Below are 13075 nucleotides of genomic sequence, written 5' to 3'. Positions count from 1 at the left end.
CAACTGTCGGGTGGTGCCGCGGGCCACCGGAACCGGCGCGGCACCACGCGTTCTGACTAAAGGTTGATACCACCACGTCAGCGGCCTTGCGTGAAGGATCGGGCGCGCTGCGCAAACCATCACAGCACAGGCCCGGCCCGGGCCGGGCCGGGCCGGGCCGGGCCGGGCACGGTCGGAGCGTGCCGGGGTCACGCCCGGTGCGGCATCAGGGCGTTCTCCGGGATCACACCGAGGCGGCCGGCCTGGAAGTCCTCGACGGCCTGCTGGAGCTCCTGACGGGTGTTCATCACGAACGGCCCGTACATCTCCACGTGCTCGCGGATGGGCTGGCCGCCGAGCAGCAGCACCTCCAGGTTCGGGGCGTCCGCGTCCTGGCGGGGAGCCGCGGCGAGGCTGATCCGGTCACCGGCACCGAGCACGGCCGTCTGGCCGAGATGGACGGGAGTGTCCTTCGCACCGACGGTTCCGGCACCGGCCAGGACGTAGACCAGGCCGTTGTACTCCGGCTTCCACGGCACGCTCACCCGTGCCCCCGGGCTGACGGTGGCGTGCACGACCGCGATCGGCGTGTGGGTGGAGCCGGGCCCGCGGAAGCCGCCGACGTCCCCGGCGATGATCCGGACGAGGCTCCCGCCGTCCGGCGAGGCGACCAGCGAGACCTGCTCACCCTCGATGCTCTGGTAGCGCGGCGGGCTGAACTTGTCCCGGGCGGGCAGGTTCACCCAGAGCTGGACCCCATGGAAGAGACCACCGCTGATGACGAGCTCCTCGGGCGGCGTCTCGATGTGCAGGATGCCGGCGCCGGCCGTCATCCACTGGGTCGCGCCGTCGGCGATGAGGCCACCGCCACCGTGCGAGTCCTGGTGCTGGAAAGTACCGTCGATCATGTAGGTCACGGTCTCGAACCCGCGGTGCGGGTGCCACGGGGTGCCCTTGGGCTCACCGGCGGCGTAGTCGACGGCGCCCATCTGGTCGGCGTGGACGAACGGGTCGAGGTCGGCGAGGCTCACGCCGGCGAACATCCGGCGGACGGGGAAGCCCTCCCCCTCGAAGCCGGACGGGGCGGTCACGACCTTCTTCACCGGGCGCTCGACGTCGCCGAGCCCGGGCGCGGACAACCTCGGCAGGGTGAGGGTGTCGGCGGTGACGGCTGGCATGGTGACCTCCCAGGAAGCGTGCTGACCTTCACGGCGGCAACCGCCCGGCCCGGGGCCGTGGGGCGCGGAGCCCCGGGCGACCCGGTTCCTACGGTTGTCGATTCAACTATCTCCGTGCAACCAGCCGGCACCCCGGAGACTTCCCGCCACAGACCACCCTCCCACGGGCCTCCCACGGGCACCGGCGACGAATGGTGTTCACCCAGAGCGATCAGGTTCGGGAACACCGGTCCACTGCGATCGCTTGAGTAGGTCAGGCTCAAGATGACTGGGCCTGACCCGCTCGACACGAGGGATGAAGGTCGCATGTCACAGACCAGGCTCCTGCCGCTGCTGCCGCTGGACGACACGGTGCTGCTGCCCGGCATGGTGGTTCCGCTCGATCTGTCGGACGACCGGACCCGCACCGCCGTGGACGCGGCCCGGGGCGGCCGGCCCGATTCCATACCCGAGGCCCGCGCGCCGGGCATCTCCAGCCGTTCCCACCAGCGCAAGGCCGAGATCCTGCTGGTTCCCCGCGTGGAGGGCGAGCTCGCCGACATCGGGGTCGTGGCGGTTGTCGAGCAGATCGGGCGGCTGCCGAACGGCACCAGCGCCGCCGTCGTGCGCGCCGCCGCCCGCGCCCGCCTGCAGGCGCCCCCGCCGGCGGCCCCCGGCCCGGCTGACACTGCCGCGTCGAGCGACGACGTCAGGTGGGTGGAGGCGACGGTCGTGGAGGCGGTCGTCCCGCCCGGCTTCTCGGGCACGCTCAGCGCCCCGCACCGCGACGGCGACGCCGCCACCGACCCCGACAACCCGGACGGCGCCGTCGCGCGCCTGGTCACGCTCGCACTGGAGTACCGCGGCCTGGTGACCGGCCTGCTGCGCACCCGGGGCGTCGACCAGGTCGCCGACACGGTCGCGGCGCTGGAGAACCCCAGCACCCTGGCCGACACCGCCGGCTACTCGTCCTACCTGTCGACCGCGCAGAAGCTGGAGCTGCTGCGCACTCTGGACGTCACGGCCCGGCTGGAGAAGCTGATCCCCTGGACGAAGGAGCACGCCGCCGAGGTCGAGGTCGCCGAGACCATCCGGCGTGACGTCCAGGAGGGGGTGGACCGCCAGCAGCGCGAGTTCCTGCTGCGCCGCCAGCTCGACGCCGTCCGCAAGGAGCTGGCCGAGCTCGACGGCTCCACCGAGGACGCCGGCAAGGAGGACTACCGGGCCCGGGTCGAGGCCGCCGACCTGCCGGAGAAGGTGCGCACCGCCGCGCTGAAGGAGGTCGACAAGCTGGAGCGGACGACCGACTCCTCCCCGGAGGGCGGCTGGATCCGCACCTGGCTCGACACCGTCCTGGAACTGCCGTGGAACTCCCACGTCGAGGACACGTACGACATCACCGCCGCCCGGGCCGTCCTGGACGCCGACCACGCCGGCCTCGACGACGTCAAGGACCGGATCGTGGAGTACCTGGCCGTGCGCCGCCGCCGCGCGGACGCCGGGCTCGGGGTCGTCGGCGGCCGCCGCAGTGGCGCGGTCCTCGCGCTCGCCGGCCCGCCCGGGGTGGGCAAGACCTCGCTGGGCGAGTCGGTCGCGCGGGCGATGGGCCGGAAGTTCGCCCGGGTGGCACTCGGCGGGGTCCGCGACGAGGCGGAGATCCGCGGCCACCGGCGCACCTACGTCGGCGCCCAGCCGGGACGGATCGTGCGCGCGATCCGCGAGGCCGGCTCGATGAACCCGGTGATCCTGCTGGACGAGGTCGACAAGGTCGGCTCCGACTACCGCGGCGACCCGACCGCCGCCCTGCTCGAGGTGCTCGACCCGGCACAGAACCACACCTTCCGCGACCACTACCTGGAGGTGGAGCTCGACCTGTCCGACGTCCTGTTCCTGGCGACCGCGAACGTGCTGGAGGCCATCCCGGCACCGCTGCTGGACCGGATGGAGCTGATCCGGCTCGACGGCTACACCGAGGAGGAGAAGGTCACCATCGCCCGCGACCACCTGCTGCCCCGGCAGGTCGAGCGCGCCGGCCTGACCCCGGCGGACGTCGTCGTCGAGGACGAGGCGCTGCGCCAGCTCGCCGGCGAGTACACCCGCGAGGCCGGCGTCCGTGACCTGGACCGGGCCACGGCACGGGTGCTGCGCAAGGTCGTCGCGAAGGTCGCGCTGGGTGAGACGACGCTGCCTGTCACGATCGGCGCCGGGGACCTGACCAGCTACCTGGGCCGGCCACGGCACACCCCGGAGTCCGCCGAGCGCACCGCGCTGCCGGGCGTGGCGACCGGGCTCGCCGTCACCGGCGCCGGCGGTGACGTCCTCTTCGTCGAGGCCTCGCTCGCCGACCCGGAGACCGGTGCCAGCGGCGTGACGCTCACCGGGCAGCTCGGCGACGTCATGAAGGAGTCGGCGCAGATCGCGCTGTCCTACCTGCGTTCGCGCGGGGTGGAGCTGGAGCTGCCGGTCGGGGACCTGCGCGAACGCGGCATCCACATCCACGTCCCGGCCGGCGCGGTGCCCAAGGACGGGCCCAGCGCCGGGGTCACGATGACCACCGCACTGGCGTCGTTGCTCTCCGGACGTCCCGTGCGGGCGGAGGTGGCGATGACCGGGGAGGTCTCGCTGACCGGCCGGGTACTGCCCATTGGTGGGGTCAAGCAGAAACTGCTCGCCGCCCACCGGGCCGGCCTCACCACCGTGCTGCTGCCCACGCGGAACGGGCCCGACCTGGACGACGTCCCGGCCGCTGTCCGGGAGGCGCTGACAGTGCACCTGGTGGCAGACGTCCGCGAGGTGCTGGAGCTCGCGCTCGAACCGGCCTTTGACACCAAGCTCCCCAAGGCCGTCGCGGCCTGAGCCACACCAGGCCGGCAGGCCGCTGGTGGACACCGCCGTCACGTGTGGCGGCGGTGTCCACCAGCAACGGAATCACCCCGGAGCAGCGTGGGACACGCAACGGCCGACACGGGCGACACGCCGGGAGTTCGGTTAACAGCATGTGACGCCATCGCCGGAACGGGGCTCTGGAGGCTACCTTCGGAGTGTGGATCGTGGCCGGTGCCTTCGGCAGGAGCGCGTCGCACAGGAGCGCATCCTGGCAGTGAGTCGACTACGCGGACGCCAGCGCCCTCGGGACAACCGAGGCCCGGGCCGGCGGCCGACCAGACCGCCGGGCCGTCGACCACGCTGATCACCCCGGCGCGGGCAGGCCGCCGCATACCGCCTAGAGTGGGCACTTACCCGCAGCGGTGATGAAGGGTACGGCCCACGTGAACGCCTTTCGGCGGGGCTGGATTGGCCTGGCCCTGTTCTTCTCCGCACTCCTCCTGATGCCGTTGCTCGTCGTCGAGTACCAGAACGGTGCCCGCGACACTGCCGGCCTCGCCGCGGCGGAGTATCCCGGGATCGCCCCGGGCGTGCCCGCGGCCGGCACCAGCCCCGCCGCCAGGCCCGGAAGCGGTTCCAGGCCCGAACCGGACACCGGAGCCGGGCCGAGCCCCCTCGCCACGGTCTCCACTCCCACGGTCTCCACTCCCACGAGCACGCCCTCCTCCCCGAGCACCCCGGTGGGGTTCGCGGGGGTGGTCGAAGGCGAGACCATCAGCGGCTTCCGGCGGATCACCTTGCAGACCAGCGGTTCGGTCGGGCGGGTCACCTTTGTCCTCACCGGGCCGACCGGGCGTCATTACGACGTCCCCTCAGCTGGTCCGCCGTACGTCTTCGCCCCGCACGACTCCGGCTGGCAGACCACCGAGGTCGTCGACGGGGTCTACTTCCTGGAAGCTGTCGTGGACGGATCAGGCCGCACACCGGTCACCACCGTTCGTTTCCGGGTCGCCAACCACCCGGCACCCACCGCCGGCCGGTAGCGGACCCGGTCGCCGCCGCGAGCCGGGCGACGGCGCCCCCGGCGTCCACCCCCACACCCCCCGCGTCCACCCCTGCGTGCCACCGTGGCTACGGTCAGAGCTTGCCCGCCCCGGCCAGCGCGGGGAGGGCGGCACGGGAAGCGGAGGGACGTAGGTGACGACAGCGGCGGAATTCCCTAATGTGAACGGGATGGATCGTCTGGTTTGGATCGACTGCGAGATGACCGGTCTTGACGCCGGTTCCGACCTGCTGCTCGAAGTCGCCTGCCTGGTGACCGACAGCGAGCTCACCGTCCTGGACGACGGCATCGACCTCGTTCTCGGCGCACCGGACGCGGCGCTCGACCAGATGCTCCCCATCGTCAGGGAGATGCACGAGGCCTCCGGGCTGACCACCGCTGTCCGCGCCGCCGACCTCAAGGTCGACGAGGCGGAGCGCCAGCTCCTCGCCTACATCCGGCGCTTCGTCCCGGACGCACGCAAGGCCCCGCTGTGCGGCAACTCGATCGCGACCGACCGCACCTTCATCACCCGCTACCTCCCCCAGCTCGACGAGTTCCTGCACTACCGGATGATCGACGTCTCGTCGATCAAGGAGCTGGCGCGCCGCTGGTACCCGCGGGCCTACTACGCGGCCCCGGCGAAGTCCGGCGGCCACCGGGCGCTGGCGGACATCCGGGAGAGCATCGAGGAGCTGCGTTACTACCGCGAGGTGCTGTTCGTGCCGCAGCCCGGCCCGACGACCGAGACCGCCCGGGCCGCGGCCGCCGCCGTGCGGGCCTCCTGACCGAAGGGCGTCCGCGCGCTTCACTCGCGACCCGGCTGTCACAGCGGCCCGTTCTACCGGTACTATGGCTCAGCCCGGTTGAGGTTCAGATCGGGTCTGCTTCAGATCGGTTCGTGGTGGGTGTAGCTCAGTTGGCAGAGCACCGGGTTGTGGTCCCGGGGGTCGCGGGTTCGAATCCCGTCACTCACCCCACGCGGTAGCGGTGCCACTCACCTTTCCGTGGGTGGCACACTTCTTTTCCCGACATCCCTCCCGACCGGGCCTGGCTTCCGGGCCTGCGCTTCCGTTCGCCCGTCCGGGCGCGGCCGTAGTGCCCCCGGCCGAGTTCGCCGGCGGTGCCCGGCAGTCCGGCGTCGGGGTGCCGACGAACCGTGACCGCCGGGCTCGCCGGGCGGGTGGGCTGGGTAGCCGGGCGCTACCGGAGCATGCTCATACGGGCGGGATGAGGCCGACATGCCGGCCTTTGCCCGCGCAGTGGCGGCACGGTTCCAGGTGCGGCGCGGTGCCGCCCTGGTCCGCGGCGCGGAGCTCGAATACCGCCCGACCCCCACGGCAGGTCAGGCAGATCTGGTTGATGATGCTCGCACGGCCCGGGGTCGTGTCAGCCCCGGACGGTTGCTCCGCTGTGGTCACCGGTGTACTCACCTCCCCGACGGATGCAGTCCCCGGTCGGGCTGGCCGGACGGTCTCGCCGGGCAGCCGAGCAGGCTGGTCGACCGATGACGCTAGCCATCATCGACATCGTATGGGGTGGAATGCAGCAAAGGGCCGCACAACTCTGCTCGCCGCGGCCGCCTCCGGGAATCCGATGCGACCAGATGTGTGTTCACGGCCGGCTACGGGTCGGAAGCCGGATCCGTCCTGACTCTGCGGCGATCAGTTCCGGCACGCCGTTCCGGCGCTTGGAGGTCTTGCCTGGCAGCCGTTCCAGGGCCGCCCACCTGTGCCTCTTCCCCCGCACGGCACGGGCGACGCCATTCAGCGCGCCCGCCGTCGGTTTCCCGAGTGGCAATCCCCGCCACCGTCCAGCACAGCCTGCATAACGGACAAGCTGGCCATAAAGCCGCAAAAGCATTTGGATCTGCCCGGAGTTCTGCACGAGACCGGCTGAGAGGTGGATCTCACCGGCGAACGCCCGACAGTGCCCCTCTTTCTGGCACGTTCCGGCCGTGGGCCAACAACAGCCCACCGGGGCCTTTCCAGCCACGCTGCCGGCCCGGCACACCTGGCTTCGCCGAGCGCGACGGCACGGCTCCGTCGAGAGCGGCCCGCCGTGGCCGCCCGCCCGTCGGCGGCCGGGCAGCGGCGGCCGGGCAGCGGCGGGCTGGTGCCTCGGGGGCTCGGGGGCTGGACGGGGCTGGTGCCTACTCGATGTCGAACAGGCCCTGGCGGACGGCGTACATGACGGCCTCCATCCGCGAGTGGAGCTGGAGCTTGTCGAGGATGTTGCGCACGTGGTTCTTCACCGTGTTCTCGCTGATGAAGAGCTTGCGGGCGATCTCGCGGTTGGCCCGCCCCTCGGCGACGAGCTTGAGGACCTCCAGCTCACGCGCAGTCAGATGCGGGGCGTGGGCGCGCGGTCGGTCCTCACCGCCGCCACCGCCGCCGCGCGCCATGGTCGCGAACTCGACCATGAGCTTCGAGGCCATCGACGGGCTGATCAGGCTCTGGCCGTTGTGCACGGCGCGCACCGCGTCGGCCACCTCGTGCGGCGGGATCGACTTCAGCAGATAGCCGACCGCACCCGCCTTGATCGCTTCGAAGAGGTCGGACTCCTCGTCCGACACGGTCAGCATCACGATGCGCACGCGCGGCACCGCGCGCTTGATGGCGCTCGCGGCGGCGATGCCGTCGCGCCCGGGCATGCGCACGTCCATCAGGACGATGTCGGGCGCGGTGCCGGACGCGAGGACGAGCGCCTCCTGCCCGTCGGCGGCGCGCCCCACCACCGCGATGTCCTCCTCGGTCTCCAGGACCACCTGCAGGCCCTGGAGGAAGAGTTCGTGATCGTCCACGACGAGAACCCGGATGGGCGTCGCGTCACGGGTCGGGTCGGCATCAGCGGCCGACGGCGGCACCACACTGGCCGTCATCACACATCCGGAAATCGGGTTCGGTTTCTCCGCCAAGCAGCTTCTCTGCCGCGTGCGAAAGCCGGTTCGGACACCTGCCCACTCTACGTGATGCACTACACACACGAGGTCGCAGGCGCGCTGAAGTCACCCCCCGCTTCCATGTCCTTAACACATCCGACATAGGGGAAATAGTACGCGCTTTTGGGTCGAGTTCAGTCTTCCTGCCCGTTTCCGTACCGCCTCGGCTTCGCTCGCCGACGTGCCGGCCGGGCGTTGCACCTGCACGGACGCCACCGGGTCGGCCCGGGCCGACCCGGGCCGTCTCGGACAGAGCATTCACGGGCAGGTGCTTCACCGCGCGGCAGAAGCGGTCAACAACGCCCAGCAGCCCCCCACCCCGGTAACCGCCGCTTCATAACCAGCTATCGAAGGCGACTGGATGTACGGGATGAGCGACGTCATTGACGTCAGTTTGGTGGCGCCACGATCGGATCAGAGAGACCCTCGGGAGATGGACGCCGCAGCCAGCACGCCCCCGCCCCGACTGCACCTGAAGCCGGGTACCTCCTGGGCCGACGCCTACGCCCGCGCCCGCCAGGTCGCACCTGAGGCCTTCGACGAGGACCGCCTGCTCAACCTCTGGGGCGGTCGGTGGCACCGAACCGGCAATCCACTCCACAGCCTGTCACCCGTCGACGGGTCCCCGATCGCCGGTCCGCCGATGATCGACCCCGACGAGGCCCGTGAGGCCATCCGAGCCACGCTCGACGACCACAAGGAGTGGCGCGACGTCCCGCTGGCCGACCGCAAGGCCCGGGTCACCGCCGCGGTCGAGGCCATGGAGGAGCACCGTGAGCTCCTCGCGCTGCTCCTCGTCTGGGAGATCGGCAAGCCCTGGCGGCTGGCCCGCACCGACGTCGACCGGGCCCTGGACGGCGTCCGCTGGTACATCGACGAGGTCGACAGCATGATCGCCGGCCGGACGTCACTGCCCGGCCCGGTGAGCAACATCGCGAGCTGGAACTACCCGATGAGCGTGCTGATGCACGCCATGCTGGTGCAGATGCTCGCCGGCAACGCGGCCATCGCGAAGACACCGACCGACGGCGGCGCCGCGTGCCTCACCCTGGCCTGCGCGCTGGCCCGCCGGGCCGGACTGCCCGTCTCACTGGTCTCCGGCTCGGGGTCACGGCTTTCCTCCGCGCTGGTGCGCGCCCCCGAGATCGGCTGCCTGGCCTTCGTCGGCGGCCGCTCCGCCGGCGGCCAGGTCGCCGCCGCGCTCGTCGACACCGGGAAGCGGCACTTCCTCGAGCAGGAGGGCCTCAACGCCTGGGGCATCTGGGACTTCTCCCAGTGGGACCTGCTCGCCGGTCACCTGCGCAAGGGCTTCGAGTACGGCAAGCAGCGCTGCACCGCCTACCCGCGCTACGTCGTCCAGCGACAGCTGTTCGACCAGTTCCTCCAGATGTACCTGCCGGTGGTCTCCTCGGTCCGATTCGGGCACCCCCTCGCCGTCGAGCACGACGCCGACCCGCTGCCCGACCTCGACTACGGCCCGGTCATCACCGCCGAGAAGGCCACCGAACTCGCCGCCAAGGTCGACGAGGCGATCAGCAAGGGCGGCCTGCCGCTCTACCGCGGCGACCTGGCCGACGGCCGGTTCCTGCCCGACCAGGACCGCTCCGCCTACGTCCCACCCGTCGCGATCCTCAACCCGCCACCGGCGGCCGCACTGCACCACGCCGAACCGTTCGGGCCGATCGACAGCATCGTCATCGTCGACTCCGAAGCCGAACTGCTCGCCGCGATGAACGCCTCCAACGGCGCGCTCGTCGCCTCCCTCGCCTGCGACGACGAATCCACCGCCCGGCGCCTGTCCGGCGAGCTGGCCGCGTTCAAGGTCGGCGTCAACAAGCCCCGCTCCCGCGGCGACCGCGCCGAGCCGTTCGGCGGCCGCGGCGCGTCCTGGAAGGGTGCCTTCGTCGGCGGCGAACACCTCGTCCACGCCGTCACCGTCGGGGCCGACAGCCACGAACGCCTCTACGGCAACTTCCCGTCCTACTCGCTCTACCCGGAGACGTAGGCCCGTCACCCGGAGACGTGGGCCCGGCGGGGGCGCAGGCCATGCTCGGCGAGCGGGCCGAGCACCAGGCCGGCGTCGTCGCAGCGGGCGGCCAGTTCCGGCAGGGCGCCGAGGGCGCTGCGCCAGGCGCCAGGCGCGGAGGTGCAGTCGCTGTCGTGCAGCAGCACGGTGGCACCGCCGCGCAGGTCGGGCGCGAGCGTGGCCAGTACCGTCCGCGGGGTCGCCGTCGCCGTCCAGTCCCGGCCCCATGCTGTCCACAGGACGGGTGCGAGGTCTAGGCGGCGCGCGGCGGCGAGCACCCCCGAGGACAGCACCCCGTGCGGCGGCCGGACATGCGCCGGCACCTGCCCGGTCGTCTCGGCCACCAGATCGCGGGTGCGGGCGAGCTGGTCGTAGCTGGACATCGGCCCGCGAAGCAGCATCGGCCGGTGGTCCCAGCCGTGCACGGCCAGCTCGTGGCCGGCTGCCGCCATCTCCCGTGTCAGGCCCGGCGACCTGCGCACCATGCTGCCGAGCACGAAGAACGTCGCCCGGACGGCAAGCTCGTCGAGCACCTCGAGAAACCGCGGTGTGGACGCCGGGTCCGGCCCGTCGTCGAAGGTCAGCGCGACGTGGTCGACCCGGCCGACCCCGGCGAGACGCGGGGCGACCACGGTGCGCAGCCGGCGCAGTGTCATCAGCGACGGCAGCCCATGGGCCAGCACGGCCGCCGTGACGACGAGCCCGCCCACCGCCAGGCCCGACGATCCACCCGCCGCGCCCCCCGGCCGCGCCTGTGCTCCGCCCGTCATGACGGACACTTTGCCACACCGTCGCTGCTGGTCACCGCTTCGTACCTCCTCTCCCGGCCGGCCGCCGCGCCCCGCACCGCCAGAGGCGTGCGCCATCCCGAGGAGAGCCTTCACCCCGCGTCCCGCGAGGCCTCGACGCGCGTCCCGCGGGACGTCCCGACGTATGTCGCTGTGGGGCGAACGACCTGGTTCAGACCGGTCCCGGGTGGGAACACACCCTTCCGGGAGGTTCCCGGATCTTCGCCTGACACCCGACGTTTCGGCTTCATGCGTTTCCTGTGTTTCCTGTGTTTCCTGCGTGTAGCACGCGGCGACGTGGCGACCTGTCGCGCCCGCGCCGGTCCGCACGGCCCGTGAGAAGGAGGACCGGCAGATGCTCGACCAGTGGTTCCTCACTGCCGAGGAACGCGGCAATCCGGACACCGATCTGGACAGCCGCCACCCCGACGGGCAGGCCTGGACGACGGGCAACCTGGTCCGCCCCCTGGTACACGGCCGGGCCTACTTCTCCCGGCTGCTGGAGGTCGTCGAGGGCCTGCGCGCGGGCGATCTGCTGCTGTTCACCGACTGGCGCGGTGACCTCGACGAGCGGCTCGACGGTGCCGGCTCGGAGGTGGGCCGGGTGCTCGGGCGGGCGGCCGGGCGGGGCGTCACCGTCCGCGGGCTGATGTGGCGCTCCCACCTGGAACTGTTGTCCTTCAGCTCGCGGCCGAACCGGCGGCTCGCCGAGGAGCTGAACCTCTCGGGAGCCCAGGTGGTGCTCGACCACCGGGTGCACCGCAACGGGTCGCACCACCAGAAACTGGTCGTCGTCCGCCGCTCCGCCGGCACCGGTGGGACCGGCAGCGCGAGCGGCACGGGCACTCCAGGCAACAAGGGCACTTCGGATAGTACGGACAGCACGGACAGGACCGGTGACGATGCGGTGGCCTTCGCCGGCGGCATCGACCTGTGTTACAGCCGGCGGGACGACGCCGCGCACGCCGGCGATCCGCAGAGCCAGCCGATCGCCGACGCCTACGGACAGGCGCCGCCCTGGCACGACATCCAGGTCGAGGTGCGCGGGCCGGCCGTCGGCGATCTGGAACGGACGTTCCGCGAACGCTGGAACGACCCGGCCAGCCTCAACAACCCGAATCCACTGCGGCAGGCGTACTACCGCCTCCGCCCGGTGGAGACCGATCCGGACCGGCTGCCGCCGCAGGAGGAGGACCCGGCGCCGGTGGGGCCGCACGCCGTCCAGATCCTGCGTACCTACCCGCGGCGGCGCCCCCACTACCCGTTCGCGCGCCACGGCGAGCGGTCGATCGCGCGGGCGTACCGGAAGGTGCTGCGCCGGGCCCGGCGGCTGATCTACCTGGAGGACCAGTACATGTGGTCCACCGAGGTCGCCCGGCTGTTCGCGGAGGCGCTGCGCCGCGAGCCGGAGCTGCACCTGGTGATCGTCGTCCCGCGGTTCCCGACGCAGGGGGGCCGGTTCGCGCTGCCGCCGAACCTCGTCGGCCGGGAGCAGGCGCTGGAGATCTGCCGCACCGCCGGCGGTGACCGCGTCGGCGTCTACGACGTGGAGAACCACGCTGGCACGCCCGTGTACGTCCATTCGAAGGCTGTGACCGTCGACGACGTCTGGGCATCGGTCGGTTCGGACAACCTGAACCGGCGCTCGTGGAGCCACGACTCGGAGCTCGCCGTCGCCACGGTCGACACCACCCTCGACCCGCGCGAGCCCGCCGATCCGGGCGGGCTCGGCGACGGGGCACGGGTGTTCGCCCGCGAGCTGCGGCTCCAGCTCTGGCGCGAGCACCTCGACTGGGACGGGGAGGACGCCGAGCTTCTCGACCCCGAGGCCGGCTTCAAGGCGTTCCGGCGCCGCGCCGAGGAGCTGGAGGCCTGGCACCAGGGGGGCCAGGTGGGCCCCCGCCCGCCCGGGCGGGTCCGGCCGCACCAGCCGCAGCGCCTGAACCGGCTCACCCGTGCCTGGGCCGGCCCGCTCTACCACGCCGTCTACGACCCGGACGGCCGTCCGCGCCGCATGCGCGGCGACAACACCTGGTAGGCGACAACACCTGGTGAGCAGGCGGGGGCAGCCCGCTGTCAGCACGTAACACCGACAAGGCCACCCGATCCCGGCACGGCACCAGCACCCGGCACCCGGCACCCGGCACCCGGCCAGGGAACCCGCGGGACGGCGGCGGACGTCCGCCGCGCGCCTGCGCGCCACCTCGGGCGTCCGCCGCGGTCCTACCCTGGGCGTGGGCCATGTCGGGCCGGGCCGGGCCGGCGCAGCCCGATGGTGTCTGTGGCATGCCCGTGTCCGTATCCGTGGCCTGTCTG

General features: G+C 72.1%; 8 protein-coding genes and 1 tRNA gene. 6 read left to right on the top strand and 3 right to left on the bottom strand.

What is annotated here, in order from left to right:
• Nucleotides 1-188: 188 nt before the first annotated feature.
• Nucleotides 189-1157 carry a pirin family protein gene (locus tag B207_RS0122550; protein ID WP_018638870.1) on the bottom strand — a complete coding sequence of 323 codons (969 nt, stop codon included), beginning with the start codon at nucleotides 1155-1157 and terminating at the stop codon, nucleotides 189-191.
• A 306-nt stretch (nucleotides 1158-1463) separates the two neighbouring features.
• On the opposite strand from B207_RS0122550, the gene lon reads away from it, so the two are divergent.
• The 4 genes from lon to B207_RS0122530 all read left to right on the top strand — a co-directional run bounded on the left by lon (nucleotide 1464) and on the right by B207_RS0122530 (nucleotide 5984).
• A complete protein-coding gene (gene lon / locus B207_RS0122545) occupies nucleotides 1464-3992 on the top strand; it encodes an endopeptidase La (RefSeq protein ID WP_018638869.1) in 2529 nt (842 codons plus the stop codon).
• Between the two features lie 413 nt (nucleotides 3993-4405).
• Entirely contained in the window at nucleotides 4406-5005 is a 600-nt protein-coding gene (locus tag B207_RS0122540) for a hypothetical protein (RefSeq protein ID WP_018638868.1), read from the top strand.
• 190 nt (nucleotides 5006-5195) lie between these two features.
• Nucleotides 5196-5792: an oligoribonuclease gene (gene orn, locus B207_RS0122535; RefSeq protein ID WP_018638867.1), complete on the top strand. Its 597-nt coding sequence runs from the start codon at nucleotides 5196-5198 to the stop codon at nucleotides 5790-5792.
• Between the two features lie 116 nt (nucleotides 5793-5908).
• Nucleotides 5909-5984, top strand: a tRNA-His gene (locus tag B207_RS0122530).
• Between the two features lie 1172 nt (nucleotides 5985-7156).
• On the opposite strand, the gene B207_RS0122520 is transcribed toward B207_RS0122530, so the two are convergent.
• On the bottom strand, nucleotides 7157-7885 hold the full coding sequence (locus B207_RS0122520; RefSeq protein ID WP_018638865.1) for a response regulator: 729 nt from the start codon (nucleotides 7883-7885) through the stop codon (nucleotides 7157-7159).
• 493 nt (nucleotides 7886-8378) lie between these two features.
• Between B207_RS0122520 and B207_RS0122515 the strand changes: the two genes are divergently transcribed.
• A complete protein-coding gene (locus B207_RS0122515; RefSeq protein ID WP_018638864.1) occupies nucleotides 8379-9950 on the top strand; it encodes an aldehyde dehydrogenase family protein in 1572 nt (523 codons plus the stop codon).
• 5 nt (nucleotides 9951-9955) lie between these two features.
• On the opposite strand, the gene B207_RS0122510 is transcribed toward B207_RS0122515, so the two are convergent.
• Nucleotides 9956-10741, bottom strand: a complete 786-nt coding sequence (locus tag B207_RS0122510; RefSeq protein ID WP_026311330.1) for a polysaccharide deacetylase family protein — start codon at nucleotides 10739-10741, stop codon at nucleotides 9956-9958.
• A 373-nt stretch (nucleotides 10742-11114) separates the two neighbouring features.
• Between B207_RS0122510 and B207_RS0122505 the strand changes: the two genes are divergently transcribed.
• Entirely contained in the window at nucleotides 11115-12797 is a 1683-nt protein-coding gene (locus B207_RS0122505) for a phospholipase D-like domain-containing protein (RefSeq protein WP_018638862.1), read from the top strand.
• The last annotated feature ends 278 nt before the right edge of the window (nucleotides 12798-13075 follow it).

The organism is Parafrankia elaeagni (assembly GCF_000374165.1).
Taxonomy (GTDB): Bacteria; Actinomycetota; Actinomycetes; order Frankiales; family Frankiaceae; genus Parafrankia; species Parafrankia elaeagni.
This window is presented reverse-complemented; position numbering and strand designations above follow the sequence as displayed.

What these genes read in the sequence shown, in the direction of transcription:
- B207_RS0122550 (WP_018638870.1), bottom strand. Translation starts at nt 1,157, where the DNA reads ATGCCAGCCGTCACCGCCGACACCCTCACCCTGCCGAGGTTGTCCGCG.
- lon (WP_018638869.1), top strand. Translation starts at nt 1,464, where the DNA reads ATGTCACAGACCAGGCTCCTGCCGCTGCTGCCGCTGGACGACACGGTG.
- orn (WP_018638867.1), top strand. Translation starts at nt 5,196, where the DNA reads ATGGATCGTCTGGTTTGGATCGACTGCGAGATGACCGGTCTTGACGCC.
- B207_RS0122520 (WP_018638865.1), bottom strand. Translation starts at nt 7,885, where the DNA reads ATGACGGCCAGTGTGGTGCCGCCGTCGGCCGCTGATGCCGACCCGACC.
- B207_RS0122515 (WP_018638864.1), top strand. Translation starts at nt 8,379, where the DNA reads ATGGACGCCGCAGCCAGCACGCCCCCGCCCCGACTGCACCTGAAGCCG.
- B207_RS0122510 (WP_026311330.1), bottom strand. Translation starts at nt 10,741, where the DNA reads ATGACGGGCGGAGCACAGGCGCGGCCGGGGGGCGCGGCGGGTGGATCG.
- B207_RS0122505 (WP_018638862.1), top strand. Translation starts at nt 11,115, where the DNA reads ATGCTCGACCAGTGGTTCCTCACTGCCGAGGAACGCGGCAATCCGGAC.